The 18,580-nt window shown below is 70.7% G+C and carries 14 protein-coding genes; 8 read left to right on the top strand and 6 right to left on the bottom strand.

Annotated features, from left to right (window positions below):
• Window positions 1–50 precede the first annotated feature (50 nt).
• Both ACZ4YL_RS04825 and ACZ4YL_RS04820 read right to left on the bottom strand, forming a co-directional pair.
• Window positions 51–857 (bottom strand): Fpg/Nei family DNA glycosylase, encoded by an 807-nt coding sequence (locus tag ACZ4YL_RS04825; protein WP_468113758.1) that lies wholly within the window; start codon window positions 855–857, stop codon window positions 51–53.
• A gap of 70 nt (window positions 858–927) precedes the next feature.
• Window positions 928–1,413, bottom strand: coding sequence for a ribose-5-phosphate isomerase (locus ACZ4YL_RS04820; protein WP_468113756.1), 486 nt, complete (start codon window positions 1,411–1,413; stop codon window positions 928–930).
• A gap of 218 nt (window positions 1,414–1,631) precedes the next feature.
• Between ACZ4YL_RS04820 and ACZ4YL_RS04815 the strand changes: the two genes are divergently transcribed.
• The gene (locus ACZ4YL_RS04815) at window positions 1,632–3,065 is read left to right on the top strand and encodes an amino acid permease (RefSeq protein ID WP_468113754.1); all 1,434 of its coding nucleotides are present in this window, start codon (window positions 1,632–1,634) and stop codon (window positions 3,063–3,065) included.
• Between the two features lie 75 nt (window positions 3,066–3,140).
• Here the strand turns inward: ACZ4YL_RS04815 and ACZ4YL_RS04810 are convergent, their stop codons facing one another.
• Window positions 3,141–3,725 carry a biotin transporter BioY gene (locus ACZ4YL_RS04810; protein WP_468113752.1) on the bottom strand — a complete coding sequence of 195 codons (585 nt, stop codon included), beginning with the start codon at window positions 3,723–3,725 and terminating at the stop codon, window positions 3,141–3,143.
• A gap of 286 nt (window positions 3,726–4,011) precedes the next feature.
• Between ACZ4YL_RS04810 and ACZ4YL_RS04805 the strand changes: the two genes are divergently transcribed.
• Window positions 4,012–5,409, top strand: a complete 1,398-nt coding sequence (locus ACZ4YL_RS04805; RefSeq protein WP_468113750.1) for an amino acid permease — start codon at window positions 4,012–4,014, stop codon at window positions 5,407–5,409.
• 55 nt (window positions 5,410–5,464) lie between these two features.
• Here ACZ4YL_RS04805 and ACZ4YL_RS04800 read toward each other — a convergent pair whose 3' ends face one another.
• Window positions 5,465–6,247 carry an SDR family NAD(P)-dependent oxidoreductase gene (locus ACZ4YL_RS04800; RefSeq protein ID WP_468113748.1) on the bottom strand — a complete coding sequence of 261 codons (783 nt, stop codon included), beginning with the start codon at window positions 6,245–6,247 and terminating at the stop codon, window positions 5,465–5,467.
• Between the two features lie 157 nt (window positions 6,248–6,404).
• On the opposite strand from ACZ4YL_RS04800, the gene ACZ4YL_RS04795 reads away from it, so the two are divergent.
• Window positions 6,405–7,802 (top strand): amino acid permease, encoded by a 1,398-nt coding sequence (locus ACZ4YL_RS04795; RefSeq protein ID WP_468113746.1) that lies wholly within the window; start codon window positions 6,405–6,407, stop codon window positions 7,800–7,802.
• Between the two features lie 185 nt (window positions 7,803–7,987).
• Window positions 7,988–8,644: a superoxide dismutase gene (locus ACZ4YL_RS04790; RefSeq protein WP_468113744.1), complete on the top strand. Its 657-nt coding sequence runs from the start codon at window positions 7,988–7,990 to the stop codon at window positions 8,642–8,644.
• Between the two features lie 126 nt (window positions 8,645–8,770).
• On the opposite strand, the gene ACZ4YL_RS04785 is transcribed toward ACZ4YL_RS04790, so the two are convergent.
• The gene (locus ACZ4YL_RS04785) at window positions 8,771–9,415 is read right to left on the bottom strand and encodes a mycothiol-dependent nitroreductase Rv2466c family protein (RefSeq protein WP_468113742.1); all 645 of its coding nucleotides are present in this window, start codon (window positions 9,413–9,415) and stop codon (window positions 8,771–8,773) included.
• A gap of 139 nt (window positions 9,416–9,554) precedes the next feature.
• On the opposite strand from ACZ4YL_RS04785, the gene pepN reads away from it, so the two are divergent.
• Window positions 9,555–12,113, top strand: coding sequence for an aminopeptidase N (pepN, locus tag ACZ4YL_RS04780; RefSeq protein ID WP_468113740.1), 2,559 nt, complete (start codon window positions 9,555–9,557; stop codon window positions 12,111–12,113).
• Window positions 12,114–12,439: 326 nt separating this feature from the next.
• On the top strand, window positions 12,440–13,399 hold the full coding sequence (locus ACZ4YL_RS04775) for a hypothetical protein (protein WP_468113738.1): 960 nt from the start codon (window positions 12,440–12,442) through the stop codon (window positions 13,397–13,399).
• On the opposite strand, the gene ACZ4YL_RS04770 is transcribed toward ACZ4YL_RS04775, so the two are convergent.
• Entirely contained in the window at window positions 13,375–14,262 is an 888-nt protein-coding gene (locus ACZ4YL_RS04770) for a pyridoxamine 5'-phosphate oxidase family protein (RefSeq protein WP_468113736.1), read from the bottom strand. The two genes, ACZ4YL_RS04775 and ACZ4YL_RS04770, sit on opposite strands and share 25 nt — an antisense overlap.
• Window positions 14,263–14,385: 123 nt before the next feature.
• On the opposite strand from ACZ4YL_RS04770, the gene ACZ4YL_RS04765 reads away from it, so the two are divergent.
• Window positions 14,386–14,946: a CGNR zinc finger domain-containing protein gene (locus tag ACZ4YL_RS04765; RefSeq protein ID WP_468113734.1), complete on the top strand. Its 561-nt coding sequence runs from the start codon at window positions 14,386–14,388 to the stop codon at window positions 14,944–14,946.
• Window positions 14,947–15,219: 273 nt separating this feature from the next.
• The gene (locus ACZ4YL_RS04760) at window positions 15,220–18,543 is read left to right on the top strand and encodes a S8 family serine peptidase (RefSeq protein WP_468113732.1); all 3,324 of its coding nucleotides are present in this window, start codon (window positions 15,220–15,222) and stop codon (window positions 18,541–18,543) included.
• The last annotated feature ends 37 nt before the right edge of the window (window positions 18,544–18,580 follow it).

Genomic DNA, 18,580 nt, shown 5'->3' with positions numbered 1-18,580 from the left:
GGGGCGGCGGAACGGGGCGGCGGAAGGGGGCGGCGGAAGGGGCGCCCGCGTCAGCGGGACTGGCAGCCGGGGCACCAGAAGAGGTTGCGGGCAGCGAGGCCGGCGGTGCGGATCTCGCCGCCGCAGATGTGGCAGGGCATGTTCGCCCGCCGGTAGACGTACACCTCGCCGCCGTGGTCGTCGACGCGCGGCGGCCGGCCCATGGCCTCGGGCAGGTGCTCGTCGCGGACGGTGTCGATGCGGTTGTTGCGCACGCCCTCACGCATCAGGGCGGCCAGGTCGGCCCACATGGCGTCCCACTCGCCGCGGGTGAGGTCCCGGCCCAGGCGGTACGGGTCGATGCCGTGCCGGAAGAGGACCTCGGCGCGGTAGACGTTGCCGACGCCCGCGACGATCTTCTGGTCCATGAGCAGGGCGGCGACGGTGGTGCGGGAGCGGGAGATCCGGGCCCAGGCCCGGTCGGGGTCGTCGTCGGCGCGCAGCGGGTCCGGGCCGAGCCGGTCGTGTATCGCCTTCTTCTCGCCCTCGCCGATCAGTGCGCAGGCGGTGGGGCCGCGCAGGTCGGCGTAGTGGTCCTCGTTCAGCAGGCGCAGCCGGACCGTGTCCGTGGCGGGCGGGGCGGGGGCGGGGCCGAAGCCGAGCTTGCCGAACAGGCCGAGGTGGATGTGGATCCAGGCGTCGCCGAGTTCCAGGAAGAGGTGCTTGCCGTGCGCCTCGGCGCCGTCCAGCTCCCGCCCGTCGAGCACGGCCGCGCTCTGCGCGAAGCGGCCCTGGGGGCTGCTGACGCGGACCGGCCGGCCCGCGAACCGCTCGGCGTGGTCCTGGGCGAGGCGGTGGATCGTATGCCCCTCGGGCACGGCGGAGCTCCTCGGAAAGAGAAACCGGCCGTACCACCCCCGGGAGGGGGCGGCACGGCCGGAAGCGGGATCAGCCCTGCGGGTGGTGGGCCGGGATCGGGGGGATTTCGCCGGTGGTCTCGTACGCGGAGAGCATGTCGATGCGGCGGGTGTGGCGCTCCTCGTCGGAGTACGGGGTCGCCAGGAAGGCCTCGATGAAGCTGACGGCCTCGTCCTGCGTGTGCATCCGGCCACCGACGGAGATGACGTTGGCGTTGTTGTGCTCACGGCCGAGCTGGGCGGTCTGGACGCTCCAGGCCAGGATGGCGCGGACGCCCTTGACCTTGTTCGCGGCGATCTGCTCGCCGTTGCCGGAGCCGCCGATCACGATGCCGAGGCTGTCGGCGTCGGCGGCGGTCTTCTCCGCGGCGCGCAGGCAGAACGGCGGGTAGTCGTCCACCGCGTCGTAGATGTGGGGCCCACAGTCGACGGGCTCGTGGCCGTTGTTCTTGAGCCAGTCCACCAGGTGGTTCTTGAGCTCAAAGCCGGCATGGTCGGATCCGAGGTACACGCGCATGGGACGAGTGTGGCACGAGGAGGCCCGACAGCCCGCAGCGGGTGTCGCGTAAGTCACTTCTAAAGCTCAAGTAAACCCAAAGAACGCAGATGGGACGGGGCGGGGCCGCGCCCTGGACGTTCACACCAAGGCAACGATCCGGATTGAGGTCTTCCGTCCTGCGTTCATCTCAGGTTTGAATGCCGGGGCTCGCAACCCGAGAACCTAAGGATCCGTCCATGAGCTCCACGACGACCCTTCAGAAGGAAGGCGGCCCCACCGGCAACACCGGTGACGGCCAGCCCTCCGACGGTCTGAAGGCCGGTCTCAAGAACCGCCACCTGTCCATGATCGCCATCGGCGGCGTCATCGGCGCCGGCCTCTTCGTCGGTTCCGGTGGCGGCATCGCCAAGGCCGGCCCCGCCATCCTGATCTCCTACGCGCTGGTCGGCGCGATGGTGGTCTTCGTGATGCGCATGCTGGGCGAGATGGCCGCCGCCAGCCCGAACTCGGGCTCCTTCTCGGCCTACGCCGACCGCGCGCTCGGCCGCTGGGCGGGCTTCTCCATCGGCTGGCTCTACTGGTTCTTCTGGGTCGTCGTACTCGCGGTGGAGGCCACCGCCGGTGCCGCCATCCTGGAGAGCTGGATCCCGGCCGTCCCGCAGTGGGCCTGGGCCCTGATCGTGATGGCGGTGCTGACCGCCACCAACCTCGGCTCGGTCGCCTCCTACGGTGAGTTCGAGTTCTGGTTCGCGGGCATCAAGGTCGTCGCCATCGGCGCGTTCGTGATCGTCGGCATGCTGGCCGTCTTCGGCGTGCTGCCGGGCTCGGACAACCCGGGCGCGGGCTTCGCGCACCTCACCGACGCCGGCGGGTTCTTCCCCAACGGCTACGGCGCCGTCCTCACCGGTGTGCTGATGGTCGTCTTCTCCTTCATGGGCAGCGAGATCGTCACCCTGGCGGCCGGCGAGTCGGAGGACCCCCGCAAGGCGGTCACCCGTGCCACCAACTCCGTCATCTGGCGGATCGGCGTCTTCTACCTCGGCTCGATCTTCATCGTGCTGACCCTGCTCCCGTGGAACGACAAGTCGATCACCGAGAAGGGCTCGTACGTCGCCGCCCTGGACTCGATCGGCATCGCGCACGCCGGCACGATCATGGAGGTCATCGTCCTGACCGCCGTGCTGTCCTGCCTGAACTCGGGCCTCTACACCGCCTCCCGCATGGCCTTCTCGCTCGGTGAGCGCGGCGACGCCCCCAAGGCGTTCGCCAAGGTCAACAAGAACGGTGTGCCGGTCGCCGCGATCCTGGGCTCCACGGTCTTCGGCTTCGTCGCCGTCTACTTCAACTACGCCTTCAAGGACACGGTCTTCAACTTCCTCCTCAACTCCTCGGGTGCCATCGCGCTCTTCGTCTGGCTGGTGATCTGCTTCACCCAGCTGAGGATGCGCGGGATCCTGGTCCGCGAGGCCCCGGAGAAGCTGACCGTGAAGATGTGGCTGTTCCCGTGGCTGACCTGGGCCACCGCCGCTCTGATCATGTTCGTGATCGGCTACATGTTCGTGGACGACGCCAACCGTGAGGTCGTCACCCTGTCCACCCTGGTCGCCGGCGTGGTCGTGCTCGTCGGTGTGGTCCTGGACTTCCGCCGCAAGCGGGCCCTGCAGGGCTGATCGCACGTGCACGTACGCCGGAGCCCGGCCCGCCTTCGGAAGGCGGGCCGGGCTCCGGTGCGTATCGGGGGCCGCTCAGCCGCGGCGGCCGGCCAGCTTCCAGGCGGCCGGCAGGGCGCCCATGGCCAGCGCGGCCTTGACGGCGTCGCCGAACAGGAAGGGGACCAGGCCCGCCGCGACGGCAGCACCGAGGGACATCCCGGTGGCGGCCATCAGGTACGGCACGCCCACCGCGTAGATCACGGCCGAGCCCAGCACCATCAGGCCGGCCGTGCGCAGGACCGAGCGGTCGCCGCCGCGCCGCGCGAGGGCGCCGACGACGGTGGCGGCGAGCAGCATGCCGAGCACGTAGCCGAAGGAAGCACCGCCCGCGCCGGAGGTCCCGCCCGCGAACCACGGCACGCCGGCCATGCCGACGAGGGCGTACAGCGCCAGCGAGAGGAAGCCGCGGCGGGCACCGAACGCGGTACCGACGAGCAGCGCGGCGAAGGTCTGGCCGGTGACGGGGACCGGGGAGCCGGGAACGGGAACCGCGATCTGGGCGGCCAGCCCGGTGAGCGCGGCGCCGCCGACGACGAGCGCGATGTCGCGGACGCGGCTCGCGGGCAGCAGATCGGCGAGGACGGCGCCGGGCCGGAGGGAGACGGAGGCAGTGCTCATCGGGAGGCTCCACGGGGTGGGGGTGGCAGGACGATCACCGACGCTAGTGCGCGCTCCCCCGCCGCCCCACCGCCGCCCGGGACAAAGCCGCACTCCCCGCTTTGGTGGGGAGTGCACAAACCCGATGCCCCACACCCGAGTCGGCGTGATCCTCATCACGAGGAACATCGGACACCACGTCCGTTTTGCACGAAAGACCGCCGCTCAGCGAGACTGTAGGATCCCGCCAATTCTGATGCGGGGCTCCCACCGCCACTGGGCCCGAACGAGAGTACGAGCACCCTTCATGCGTGAGCGCCTGGAAGAAGCACCTCCCTCCACGGGCGACCTGCCCGCGGAACCCCTCAGCCACAGCCTCAAGCAGCGCCACCTGACCATGCTGGGCCTCGGCGGCGTCATCGGCGCCGGGCTCTTCGTCGGCTCCGGCGCCGGTATCGGCATCGCCGGTCCCGCGATCATCTGCTCCTATCTGCTCGCGGGCGTGCTCGCGATGCTGGTGATGCGGGCGCTGGGCGAGATGTCGGCCGCGATGCCCGCCTCGGGCTCGTTCTCCGTCTACGCGGAGCGGGCGCTCGGGCGCTGGGCCGGCTTCTCGGCGGGCTGGCTGTACTGGTTCCTGCTGGTCGTGGTGCTGGCCGTGGAGGCCACCGGCGCGGCGAAGATCGCGAACGGCTGGGTGCCCTCGGTCGACCAGTGGGTCTGGGTGCTGCTCTTCATGGTGGTCTTCACCGTGAGCAACCTGGCCGCCGTGAAGAACTTCGGCGAGTTCGAGTTCTGGTTCGCGGCGCTCAAGGTCGGCGCGATCGTGCTGTTCCTGATCCTCGGCACCCTCGCGGTCTTCGGTCTGCTCCCGGACACGGAACCGGTCGGCATGGCCAACCTCACGGGCCAGGGGGGCTTCTTCCCCGAGGGCTTCGGCGGAGTGGTCGCGGGCATGCTCGCCGTCATCTTCGCCTTCGGCGGCCTGGAGGTCGTCACCATCGCCGCCGCCGAGTCGGACGACCCGGCGCGGTCGGTGTCCCGGGCGGTGCGCAGCGCGGTGTGGCGCATCCTCTTCTTCTACGTCGGCTCGATGGTGGTCATCGTGACCCTGCTGCCGTGGGGCTCGCTGAAGCCGGGCGAGAGCCCCTACGTCGCGGTGCTCGACTCGATCGGCATCCCGGCGGCCGGCCAGATCATGAACATCGTGGTGTTCGTGGCCCTGCTGTCGGCGCTGAACGCGAACCTGTACGGGTCCTCGCGCATGGTGTTCTCGCTGGCCGAGCGCCGTGAGGCGCCGCAGGCGCTGCTGAAGGTATCGGGCGGCGGGGTGCCGCGCCGGGCGGTGTTCGCGTCGGTGGCCTTCGGCTTCGTGTCGGTGGTGCTCAACCTGCTGTGGCCGGACACGATCTTCCTGTACATGCTCAACGCGGTCGGCGCGGTGCTGCTGTTCGTGTGGGCGCTGATCGCCGTCTCGCAGCTGAAGCTGCGCCGCCGGATCGAGCGGGACATGCCCGAGCGGCTGACCCTGCCGATGTGGCTGTTCCCGTACGCGACCTGGGCGGCGCTGCTCGGGATGGCGGCGGTGCTGGTCCTGATGCTGTTCGACGATTCCGCGCGGCCCCAGCTGCTGTGGTCCTCGGGCGCGGCCGCGCTGGTCCTCGCCGTGGCGGGGATCCGCGAGCTGAGGGCCCGCAAGGCCTGACGAGGGAGCCGGGGGAAGGGGCCCTCCGTGCCGCGGCACGGAGGGTCCGCTCTTCTCAGGTGCGCAGGTAGGAGGCCCCGTTGACATCGAGGACCGTGCCCGAGCTCCAGACCGCCTCGGGGGAGGCCAGGTAGAGCACGGCGGAGGCGATCTCGTCCGGGTCCGCGACGCGGCCGAAGGGGCTCTGCGCCCGGATGCCGGCGCCCTCGGGCCCCTCCAGCCGGCCGGCGACCCGCTCGGTGGCGACGAAACCGGGTGCGACGGAGGCGACGGCGATGCCGTGCGGGGCGAGGGACACGGCGAGGGACTGGCCCAGGGCGTGGACCGCGGCCTTGGTCGCGCCGTAGGCGGGGTGGTCGGGCTCGCCCCGGAAGGCACCGCGCGAGCCGATGTTGACGATGCGTCCCTCGCGTCCCGCTTCGATCATGCGGCTTGCGACGCAGTAGCTCAGATTGGCGGAGCCGAAGAGGTTCACGTCGGCGGTTCGCCGCCAGGCCTCCTGCCAGCCCTCGTACGAGGTGTCCGGCAGCGGGTGGGCGACCATGACGGCGGCGTTGTTGACCAGGACGTCCACACCGCCGAGCGCCTCCTCCGCCTCGGCCGCCAGGGCCTCGACGCGGGCCGGGTCACCGAGGTCCGCGGCGACCAGTACGTGCCCCTCCCCCTCCAGGGAGGCGAGGGTCTCCTCCGCGTCCGCCCGCCGGGCGGAGCAGTGGACGGCGACCCGGTCGCCCTGCCGGGCGAAGGCGGCCGCGATCGCCCGGCCGATCCCGCGGGAGGCGCCGGTGACGAGTACGCCCCGGCCGGTGCTGCGAAGTCCTGTCACGGTCCGGCCCATCAACTGCCCCCTCGATCCGGTACGTCCGCCGCATCCGGTGCATCCGGTGGCTGCGACGTCGCCGCGAGCGTACGGGGATGATCACGAACCGTGAAGCCGTCGTCCGAATATCGGACATCGAATGTCCGGCGATCGGACACTCGGCAGACTGGCGCAAATGAGCCAGAGCACCCTGACACCCCCTGAAGCACCGCAGACCGGCGCCGGATCACCCCTCGGCAACGGACTCAAGCAGCGCCACCTCTCGATGATCGCCCTCGGCGGTGTCATCGGCGCCGGACTGTTCGTCGGCTCCGGCGCCGGCATCGCCGCCGCAGGTCCCTCGATCGTGCTCGCGTATGCCGCGTCCGGGCTGCTCGTGATGTTCGTGATGCGGATGCTCGGCGAGATGTCCGCCGCCAATCCCGCCTCGGGCTCCTTCTCCGTGCACGCGGAGCGGGCGATCGGCCCCTGGGCCGGATTCACCGCCGGCTGGATGTTCTGGACCCTGCTCTGCGTGGGCGTGGCCATCGAGGCCATCGGCGCGGCGCACATCATGACCGGCTGGTTCCCGGGCACCCCCTCCTGGATGTGGGTGCTGGTCTTCATGGCGGTGTTCTGCGGCTCCAACCTCGCCGCCGTCTCGAACTTCGGCGAGTTCGAGTTCTGGTTCGCCGCCCTCAAGATCGGCGCGATCGCGCTCTTCCTGGGCCTGGGCGTGCTGGCCGTGCTCGGTCTGCTGCCCGGCACCGACTCCCCCGGCTCCGCCAACCTGCTGCACGACGGCGGCTTCCTGCCCCACGGTGTGGACGGCCTGCTGGTCGGACTGCTGGCCTCCGTCGTCGCGTACGGCGGACTGGAGACGGTGACCATCGCGGCCGCCGAGTCCGAGGACCCGGTCAGGGGCGTGGCCAAGGCCGTGCGGACCACCATGTGGCGGATCGCGATCGTCTACGTGGGCTCCATGCTGGTCATCGTCACCCTCCTGCCGTGGAACGACCCGGCCGTCACGGCGGACGGCCCGTACGCCGCGACCCTTGACCGCCTGGGCATCCCGGCCGCCGGCGAGATCATGAACGTGGTCATCCTGATCGCCCTGATGTCCGCGATGAACGCCAACATCTACGGCTCCTCGCGCATGGCCTACTCCCTCGTCTCCCGCGGCCAGGGCCCCAAGGCGCTGGGCAAGGCCGGCGGCGGGGTGCCGCGCCGGGCGGTCCTCGTCTCCTGCGGCTTCGGCTTCGTCACCGTGCTGCTGTCCTACTGGTACCCGGACACCCTGTTCGCCTGGCTGCTGAACATGGTGGGCGGGGTCATCCTGATCGTCTGGGGCTTCATCGCCGTCTCGCAGTTCGTGCTGCGCCGCCGGCTGGAGCGCGAGGCCCCCGGGAAGCTGGTCGTGAAGATGTGGGGCTTCCCCTATCTGACCTGGGTGGCGCTGGCCGGGGTGGCCGGGGTCCTGGTGCTGATGGCCCTGGGCGAGGACACGCGGGTCCAGGTGGTCTTCACCGGCGGGCTGACCGTCGCCCTCGCGGCGGCCGGCTACGTCATGCAGCGCCGGGCCGCGGCGGCGTAACACCCGCACCGGACGGCACGTCAGGGGCCGGGCCCATGCGATCGCATGGGCCCGGCCTCCGGCGTTCCGGAGGTCCGGGCAGGAGAGGCAGCCCTTACGTGAGGAGAGGAATAGATACTGCTAGCGTGCAGTTGCGCATTAATTGCAATAAGCGATTGGCACGCTGAGGGGACCGGATAACACGCATGGCCATCTACACGCTTCCTGAGCTTCCGTACGACTACGCGGCGCTGGAGCCGGTGATCAACCCGCAGATCATCGAGCTGCACCACGACAAGCACCACGCGGCCTACGTCACGGGCGCCAACAACACGCTGGAGCAGCTGGCGGAGGCTCGCGACAAGGAGAACTGGGGCGCCCTCAACGGCCTTGAGAAGAACCTCGCGTTTCACCTCTCCGGCCACATCCTGCACAGCATCTACTGGCACAACATGGCCAGCCCGAAGACCGGCGAGGGCGGCGGCGAGCCCACCGCGGCCGACGGTCTGGGCGACCTGGCCGACGCGATCACCGAGTCCTTCGGCTCCTTCGCGAAGTTCAAGAAGCAGCTGACCTACGCGTCCTCCGCCACCCAGGGCTCCGGCTGGGGTGTGCTCGCGTACGAGCCCGTCAGCGGCCGCCTGGTCGTCGAGCAGGTCTACGACCACCAGGGCAACGTGGGCGTCGCCAGCACGCCGATCCTGGTCTTCGACGCCTGGGAGCACGCCTTCTACCTTCAGTACAAGAACCAGAAGGTGGACTTCATCGAGGCGATGTGGAACGTCGTCAACTGGCAGGACGTGTCCAAGCGCTACGCCGACGCCAAGGCGAACACCCCGCTGCTGATCCCCGCCAAGGGCTGATCGCAGCCCCACAAGCCCGTCCGCCTCGTGATCGTCTTCTCAGCCTTCACCGGCGGGCGTGTCGAACGGAAGACCCCCGTGAGGACGTGACTCACGGGGGTCTTCCATGTGGTGCGCCGGCCGGTCCTACTCGAAGGACGGGCCCTTGGTGCGGGTGCGCTTGATCTCGTAGAAGCCCGGGGTCGAGGCGACGAGCAGGGTGCCGTCCCAGAGCCGGGCGGCCGCGTCGCCGCGGGGGGTCGGGGTGACGACCGGACCGAAGAAGGCCACATCGCCCTCGGCGCCCGGAACGGAGATCACCGGGGTGCCGACCTCCTGGCCCACCCGGTCTATCCCGTCGTTGTGCGAGGCCCGCAGCACCTCGTCGTACTCGTCCGAGTCGGCGTACGCGAGCAGCTCTTCCGGCAGGCCGACCTCGGCCAGCGCCTCGGCGATCACCTCGCGGGTCGGGCCCTTCTCGTCGTTGTGGATGCGGGTGCCGAGCGCGGTGTAGAGCTTGCCGGTGACTTCCTCACCGTGCTTCTGCTGGGCCGCTGTCACCACGCGCACGGGGGCCCAGCCCTTGGGGCCGAGCAGCTCTCGGTAGGTCTCGGGCAGCTCGTCGAGCTTGTTCTCGTTGAGCACCGCGAGGCTCATCACGTGCCAGCGGACCTCGACGTCGCGGACCTTCTCGACCTCGACCATCCAGCGGGACGTCATCCAGGCCCAAGGGCAGAGCGGGTCGAACCAGAAGTCGACCGGGGTCTTCTCGCGCACCTGGGTGTCGGTCATGTCTCTCCTCAGTCTCGGCATGGGTCGCAAAAGGGCATCACTGGGCTCACGTTCCCCGTCACCAACCAGTACCGGGTGGCGCGCATTCCCTCGTGCGAGGATTCGACACAAGAACGCGATCACGCACGAAGGAGTGCACGTGCCCGGAGAGAATCTGTCCCGCGACGAGGCCCGCGAGCGGGCCGAGCTGCTGTCCGTCGACGGGTACGAGGTGGTCCTCGACATCCGGTCCGCGGCGGACGAGGCCGAACCGGCCGAGGGTCCGCGGACCTTCCGCTCGGTGACGACGATCCGCTTCCGGGCGGCGGGTGCCGGCGCTTCCACCTTCGCGGACCTGATCGCGCCCTCGGTGAACGCCGTGACCCTGAACGGGCGCGCGCTGGACGTGGCCGCCGTCTTCGACGGCGCCCGGATCTCCCTCGACGGCCTGGCCGCCGAGAACGTCCTCGTGGTGGACGCGAACTGCGCGTACAGCCGGACCGGCGAGGGCCTGCACCGCTTCGTGGACCCGGAGGACGGCGAGGTCTACCTCTACACCCAGTACGAGCCGGCCGACGCACGGCGGGTGTACGCGAACTTCGAACAGCCCGATCTGAAGGCCCCCTACCGCTTCGAGGTGACGGCTCCCGAGGGCTGGCAGGTGTGGAGCAACGGCGCGGAGGAGTCCCGTGAGGCCGGCGTCTGGAAGTTCGCGGAGACCGCGCCGATCTCCACGTACATCACATGCGTGGTCGCGGGTCCCTACCACTACGTGACGGACTCCTACACGCGCGGGGACCTGACCATCCCGCTGGGCGCGATGTGCCGCAAGGGGCTGGCGAAGCACTTCGACGCGGATGACGTCTTCCTCGTCACCAAGCAGGGCTTCGACCTCTTCCACGAGCTCTTCGACTACCCGTACCCCTTCGGCAAGTACGACCAGGCCTTCGTGCCGGAGTACAACCTGGGCGCGATGGAGAACCCGGGGATGGTGACCTTCCGCGAGGAGTACATCTTCCGCGGCAAGGTCACGAAGGCCTCCTACGAGCGGCGCTCGAACACGATCCTGCACGAGATGGCGCACATGTGGTTCGGCGACCTGGTCACCATGAAGTGGTGGGACGACCTGTGGCTGAAGGAGTCCTTCGCCGACTTCATGGGCTCCTTCGCCCTGGTGGAGGCCACCCGCTTCGACCAGGCATGGGTCACCTTCGCCAACAACCGCAAGGCATGGGCCTACCGGGCCGACCAGCTGCCGTCCACCCACCCGATCACGGCCGACATCCGTGACCTGGAGGACGCCAAGCTGAACTTCGACGGCATCACCTATGCCAAGGGCGCGGCGGTGCTCAAGCAGCTGGTCGCCTACGTGGGCCGGGAGGCCTTCCTGGAGGGCGCGCGGCGCTACTTCAAGGCCAACGCCTACGGGAACACCACGCTCGACGACCTGCTGTCGGTGCTCGCCGAGGTCTCCGGGCGGGACATGGCGACCTGGTCGCGGGCCTGGCTGCAGACCGCCGGGGTGAACGTGCTGACCCCGGTGATCACCTACGACGCGGGCGGCCGGGTGACCGAACTGGCGGTCGTGCAGGAGGGCGACGAGCTGCGCCCCCACCGGGTCGCGGTGGGCCTGTACCGGCTGGAGTCCGACGGGACGCTGGTCCGCTACGCGCGGGCCGACGCGGACGTGTCGGGTGTTCGGACGGTGGTCCCGGAGCTCGCGGGCACGGAGCGGCCCGACCTGGTCCTGGTCAACGACGAGGACCTCACCTACTGCAAGATCCGCTTCGACGAGGGCTCCCTGGAGACCCTGCGGGCCCACCTCGGCGACCTGACGGACCCGCTCGCGCGGGCGCTGAGCTGGTCGGCGCTGTGGAACCTGACGCGGGACGGCCTGATGCCGGCGCGCGACTTCGTCCAGCTGGTCCTGGCGCACGCGGGCCGGGAGACGGACGTCGGCGTCCTGCAGCAGTTGCACGCGCAGGCCCTGACCTCGGTCACGCACTACGCGGCACCGGACTGGCGCGAGCAGGGCGGCCGGGACCTGGCGGCGGGCGCGCTGCACGAGTTGCGGCTGGCGGCGCCGGGGTCGGAGCACCAGCTGACCTGGGCCCGCTTCTTCGCGGCGAGTGCGGCCACGGAGGGCGACTTCCAGCTGCTGCTGGGGCTGCTGGAGGGGTCGGCGCGGATCGACGGGCTGGAGGTGGACCAGGAGCTGCGCTGGGACTTCCTGCTGCCGCTGGCCGCGCACGGGGCGGTGGACGAGGCCGCGCTCGCCGCCGAACTGGCGCGCGACGACACGGCGTCGGGCAAGCGGCACCAGGTGCGGTGCCTGGCGGCGCGGCCGTCGGAGGCAGTGAAGGACCAGGCGTGGGCGGCGGTCGTCGAATCGGACGCACTGTCCAACGCGCTGGTGGAGGCGACGATCGCGGGCATGCAGCAGTCCTCGCAGCGGGACCTGCTGGCGGCCTACGCGGGGCGCTACTTCGAGGTGATCGAACGGGTGTGGGCGGACCGGTCGATCCAGATCGCGATGGACGTGGTGAAGGGGCTGTACCCGTCGCTGCAGAGTGACTCCGTCACGCTGGAGGCCACCGACGCGTGGCTGTCGGCGCACGCGGATGCGGCTCCGGCGCTACGCCGACTGGTGCTGGAGTCCCGGGACGACCTCGCCCGGGCCCTGCGCGCCCAGGCCTGCGACGCGACGGCCGCCAACTAGCTGCGGCACCCCTGCTGGGGCTCCGCCCAGACCCCGCGCCTCAATCGCCGGCGGGGCTGGAGTTGCCCTCCGGGCACCCAGCCTCGCAGAGCGGAATGCGCCGCGCGAGATCCAGCCCCGCCGGCGTCTGAGGCGCGGGGGCCCGGGGGCAGCGCCCCCGCAACGGCGCCGCGCCCAGGCACCCGCAGCCGGCCCGCACTGGCCCCCCTGACCGGCGCACCCCATCGGCAGTCGAACGTCCGTACTTTAGCCCTAGCTTGTCCGGATTTGTCGACGAGCGTGTAACAGGGGTTAGCAGGGCCGCGGCCTGAGGGAATCACCGCGTCATGAACCACAACGCACCCCTCCCCCTCGCCCACCTCACCGGCAGCCGCCCCCGCGTGCTGACCCTCGCCCAGCTGCGCGAGCACGGCGTCACCGCCTCCGACGCGGCCGAGCGGCCCTGGCAGCAGATCCTGCCCGGGGTGTTCCTGCTCCACCCGGGTCCCGCGACGAGCGAGGAGCGGCTGCACGCGGCGCTGCTGTACGCGGGGCGGCGCGGCGGCGAGGCCATGATCACCGGGCTGGCGGCGCTCGCCCTGTACCGGTTCAGCTCCGCGCCCCCGCTGCCCGCCCTCTCGCACATCGACGTCCTCGTGCCCGGCACCCGGCGGCTGCGCTCCACCGGGGACGTGCGGATCGTACGGACACACACCCCGCCGAGGCCCCAGGAGGTGACCGGACTGCCGGTGGCGCCCGTCGCGCGGGCCGTCGCCGACGCCGTCACCCAGCTCTCCGACGCCGGCACCGTACGCCGCCTGCTGAGCGAGGCCGTCCGCGGCGGGCACTGCGAACCGGCCGCCGTCGTACGGGAGCTGACGGTGGCCCGGCTGCTGAACCGGCCGCACGTGGTCGACGCGGTCGAGTCGCTGCTCGCGGAGGGGCGGGCCCTCGCCGAGGACCGGCTGTACCGCGTCGTACGCGGCTACGAGCTCCCCGACCCGGTGTGGAACGTCGACCTGCGGCTGCCCGGCGGCCCGCACCTCGGCGGGGTCGACGCGTACTGGCCCGAGCAGGCCGTCGCCGTGGAGATCGACACCCGCGCCCCGCGCCAGGGCGAGGACGAGCAGTGGTCCGAGTCCGTGCGCAAGCGCGAGACGCTGGAGCGGCTCGGGGTGACCGTCATCCACATCACCCCGCGCAAGCTCCGCGACTGGCCCGAGCAGCAGGCCGCGGTCATCCGGACCGCCCTGACGGCCTCCGACGACGGGGAACCCGCGGCCTACCTGGTGGTACTGCCCAGGTGAGGCGAGTACTCCGGGGTGCTCCAGAGCAGCCGCCCCGGATGCACGCTCTCCACCACCGACTCCACCCGGAAGCGGGTGCGGCGACTTCCCTCGGCCCCGAACTCCGTCCGGGCCCGGCCGCTGAGCTGAAGGACCGCCCCGCTCTCCCAGTCCGGGAAGAGCAGCCCGGCCCGCGGGTCGGCCGTCAGGTTCCCCAGCGTCAGGAACATCGCGTTGCCCGCGTAGTCCGGCCAGGCCAGCTCGACCGGCGAGAGCACCTCCACGAAGCCCGGCAGCCCGCCCCGGTGACTGGCGTCGGCCCCGTCCGCCTCCGCCGTGGTGGCGACGAAGAAGGTGTCGGCGCCGCGCACGGTCCGCTGCTGGCCGGGGGTCAGCGCCTCCCCGCGCCGCACCACGCCCTCCCCCTGCCGGGCGAGCTCCAGCGGCTGCCGCTTCTGCAGGTACTTCGGGCAGTTGGCGAAGACCTGCTCGGCCTCGACGGCGAAGCCTCCCCGCGTCACCTCCAGGGTCCCGTTCAGCCGCATCCGGCGCCGGGTGCGCGGGTCGAGCGCGATGGTCCCGACCCGGGTCCCGGCCGTGGCCAGCGCCTCGGCGAGCGGGTCGCCCGCCGGCGGACCGCCGGCGACCGCGATCCGGTCCGGCCCGGTGGCCCGTACGAAACCGGGCGCGCCGGTGAGCAGGGTGGCCCACATCCGCCCCGCGCCGTCGGCGGCGCCGACGACCAGGTGCGGCTGCAGCCCGAGGAAGGCCGCGGCGACGTCCCGGATGCCCGTGCCGATCGAGCGGCCGACGTGCTCGGCGAGGTCGCGTACGCCGACCCGCTCCTGCACGGCCAGCGCGCCCCAGTGGTATGCCCCGGACATCGGAGGAACCTTCCCACGATCGGATCTAACCTTTAAAGTCAAGATTAAAGGTTAGGCGAGCGCGCGTCAACCGCTCACGTACCATTGAAGGGTTAGCCACCCGGCGAGAGGGACGAGACGGACATGACCGCGGCGGACCCACGCCCCCTGACCGGGGAGCCGATCGCCCTCGACCTGCTCAACACCCGCTGGGCCGTCGACGGCGAACCGCTGGACCTGTTCGCCGGTGCCGCCGGGCTCACCCGGGTGCAAGGCCTCGCGGTCTGGCTGGAGAGCACCGGCCTGGCCGGCCGATTCCGCGCGGACGCGGCCACCCTCGTCCACCTGCTCACCGCCCGCGAGGCCCTGGCCCGCGCGGTCGCGGACCCGGCCGACGAGAGCGCCCGCACCCTGGTCGACGCCGTGCTGGAGCACGGCCGCATCCGTGCCACCCTGACCGCCGAAGGCCCGGGCGAGCGCGCCGAGTTCGCCGATCCGGCCTGGGGGCCCGCCTGGACGGCGGCGCGCGGCTACCTCGACCTGCTGGGCTCCGCGCCCGAGCGGATCCGCACGTGCGCGTCCGAGACCTGCGTCCTGCGCTTCTTCGACGTCTCGCGCAACGGCACGCGGCGCTGGTGCTCGATGGCCGCATGTGGAAACCGGGCGAAAGCCTCGCGCCATTACGCGCGCACGCGCGAGCGCTGAGCGCGCAAAATCTGTCACACCCGCACCGGGGCGCGATCGCGTCCCGGTGCTGACGTAGGGCCGCCAAGTCGATAAATCGACCGACCAGCCCCTACGGTTCGCACCACTACGCCCCGGTAAGGCCGCACTGGCGCATTCTTCGCACTGGCGAGAGTCCGCCATGACAGGTCTCGGTCAATGACAACTCTCCCCAAAGAGCTGTCGCTTAGACCAAGCTGACCGGTCATCCGGCACCGAAATCCGGACCGTATCTTTCACTTACCAGGGATGCTGATGACCCTCGAATCCCCCAGCTCCATACCCGGGGCCAGACGCGTCGCGCGCGTCGCGGCCGCGGCCGGTCTGGTCGCCGCTCTCGCGGCCACCGGCGCCGGGCCCGTGTTCGCGGCGACCGGCGCGGACACCCCGGGCACCTCGCCCGCGGTCAAGTCCGCCGACCAGAAGCTCGGTTCGGCCGACGCCGAACTCCTGCAGCAGGCCAAGGCCAAGGGTGACGCGAACGTCACCGTCATGGTCGCTACCGCCCCCGGCCAGACCAAGCAGGTGGCGGACCAGCTCGGATCGGTCCAGGGCGCCTCGGTGGGCCAGACGTACGACAACCTCGGTTACGTGCGTGCCACCCTGCCCACCGGCAAGGCCGAGGCCGCGCTGAAGGCGGCCACCAAGCTGTCCTCGGTGCACGGCATCGACCTGCGGCACGAGATCCAGCTGCCGGACCCCCGTCCCGACGCCAAGGGTGACTCGGGCGCGGTCAAGAAGACCGCCGCCGAGACGTACCCGGCGCCGGACAAGAACACCCCGGCGAAGAACCCGTACAACCCGTCCTTCGAGACGGGTGCCGTTGACTTCGTGAAGCAGAACCCGCAGGCCGACGGCCGTGGCGTGACCATCGGCATCATGGACTCGGGCGTCGACCTCGGCCACCCGGCCCTGCAGAAGACCACCACCGGCGAACGCAAGATCGTCGACTGGGTGACGGCCACCGACCCGATCACCGACAACGACGCCACCTGGCGCGCCCAGATCACCCCGGTCACCTCCGCGGGCGGCACCTTCACCGCGGGCGGCCAGAGCTGGAAGGCCCCCGAGGGCAACTTCCAGTGGAGCCGGTTCACCGAGTCGATCACGGCCACCGGCGACATGAAGGGCGACGTCAACCGGGACGGGGACACCACCGACCGGTTCGGCCTGCTCTACGACGCCGCCGCCGGCACCGTCCGCGTCGACACCGACCAGGACGGCGACTTCACGAACAACGAGCCGATGAAGCCGTACAAGGACGGCTACCAGATCGGCTACTTCGGCACGGACAACCCGGCGACCGACGTCGCCGAGCGCATCCCGTTCGTGATCGAGATCCGCAAGGACGTCCCGATGGACCCGCTGGGCGGTGACTGGGTCGGCAAGAAGGCCGACTTCGTCAACGTCGGCATCATCGAGTCCGAGCACGGCACGCACGTCGCCGGCATCACCTCCGCCAACGGCCTCTTCGGCGGCGCGATGAACGGCGAGGCGCCCGGCGCCAAGCTCGTCTCCTCGCGCGCCTGCTCCTGGTCCGGCGGCTGCACCAACATCGCGCTGACCGAGGGCATGATCGACCTGGTCGTCAACCGCGGCGTGGACATCGTCAACATGTCCATCGGCGGTCTGCCGGCGCTGAACGACGGCAACAACGCCCGCTCGGAGCTCTACAAGAACCTCATCGACACCTACGGTGTCCAGCTCGTCATCTCGGCGGGCAACGAGGGCCCCGGTGTCAACACCATCGGCGACCCCGGTCTCGCGGACAAGGTCATCTCCGTGGGTGCCGCGGTCTCCAAGGAGACCTGGGCCGCCAACTACGGCTCCGGCGTGACCAAGAAGTACAACATGTTCCCCTTCTCCTCGCGCGGTCCGCGTGAGGACGGCGGCTTCACGCCGACCATCACCGCCCCCGGCGCGGCCATCAACACCATCCAGACCTGGCTGCCCGGCGCGCCCGTGAAGGAGGCCGGCTACACCCTGCCGGCCGGTTACGGCATGCTCCAGGGCACCTCGATGTCCTCGCCGCAGGCGGCGGGCGCCAGCGCCCTGCTGATCTCGGCCGCCAAGCAGCAGAACATCAAGCTGACGCCGGCGAGCCTGCGCGTGGCGCTCACCAGCACCGCGAAGAAGATCGACGACGTCCCGGCGCACGCCCAGGGTTCCGGCCTGATCAACATCCCCGGCGCGTGGGAGTCCATCCAGCGCGACGCGAAGGCCAACGAGTTCACCGTCAAGGCGCCGGTCGACACCGCGATCGACCAGTTCCTGAAGACCCCGGGCTTCGGCACCGGCCTCTACGACCGCGAGGGCGGCCTCAAGGTCGGCCAGAAGAAGGTCTACGACGTCGTCGTCACCCGCACCACGGGCGTCAAGTACGGCACCCGGCACGACCTGAGCTGGCGCAACAACGACGGCAGCTTCAAGGTGGTCGGCGGCTACGACTACGTCACCCTGCCGCTGAACAAGCCCGTCACCATCAAGGTCGAGGCCAACGTCAAGTCGGCCGGCGTCCACAGCGGCATCCTGCAGCTGGACGACGAGACCACCGAGGGCATCGACAAGCAGATCCTGACGACCGTCGTCGCCTCCGCCCCGCTGGCGAAGCCGTCGTTCACGTTCTCGGACTCCTCCTCGGTGCAGCGCAACAGCCACAAGTCGTACTTCGTCACCGTGCCGCAGGGCGCGAAGACGCTGGAGGTCGCCCTCGGCGGTCTCAAGCCGGGCAGCCAGACGCGCTTCATCTCGATCCACCCCTTCGGTGTGGGCGTCGAGGACAGCGCGACCACCATGTGCTACCCGAACTACGACAACCCGGCCAACACCTGCCGCCCCGACCTGCGCTCGTACGCCGAACCGCAGCCCGGCGTCTGGGAGATCGAGGTCGAGTCGCGCCGTACCTCGCCGCTGCTCGACAACCCGTTCAAGCTGGACGTCTCCGTCCTCGGCGCGGGCTTCGACCCGGCGGTCAAGGTCCTCCCCGAGGTCAAGCAGGGCACCCCGGCTCCGGTCCAGTGGACCGTCAAGAACGACGCCGCGGCCATCTCCGGCGGCAAGCTCAAGGGCGGCCCGCTCGGCTCCGCGAAGGTCGCCAAGCCGACCATCGCGAACGGTGAGACCCAGACCTCCGAGGTCACGATCGGCGAGGGCGTCTCCCGCCTCGACGTCGCCATCGGCAAGGTCTCCGACACCGGTGCGGACCTCGACCTTGAGGTCTACAAGGACGGCGTCAAGGTCGGCTCCTCCGCCGACGGCGACTCCGAAGAGGCCGTGAGCCTGGTCAACCCGGCCGCGGGCACCTACAGCGTCAAGGTCATCGGCTACGCGATCCCGGCCGGCACCACCACGTACGACTACCGCGACGTGTTCTTCTCGGCCGCCCTGGGCTCCGTCCAGGTCGACGAGGCCGCCGCGGTGAACCTCGCCAACGGCGCCTCGGCATCCGTCTCGGCGAACGTCCTGGTCAACAGCGCGGCCCCCGAGGGCCGGCAGTTCTTCGGCCAGGTCCAGCTGCTCAACGCCCGCGGCACCGCCGCCGGCACCGGCAGCGTGCAGATCGAGAAGGTCCTCCCGTAGGACCCGGTATTGAAGAAACCCGAGGGGGCGGCGCTCT

This window comes from Streptomyces sp. NPDC030021, from assembly GCF_055574035.1.
The sequence above is the reverse complement of the archived record's forward strand: the minus strand, read 5'-3'. Positions and strand labels throughout refer to the sequence as shown.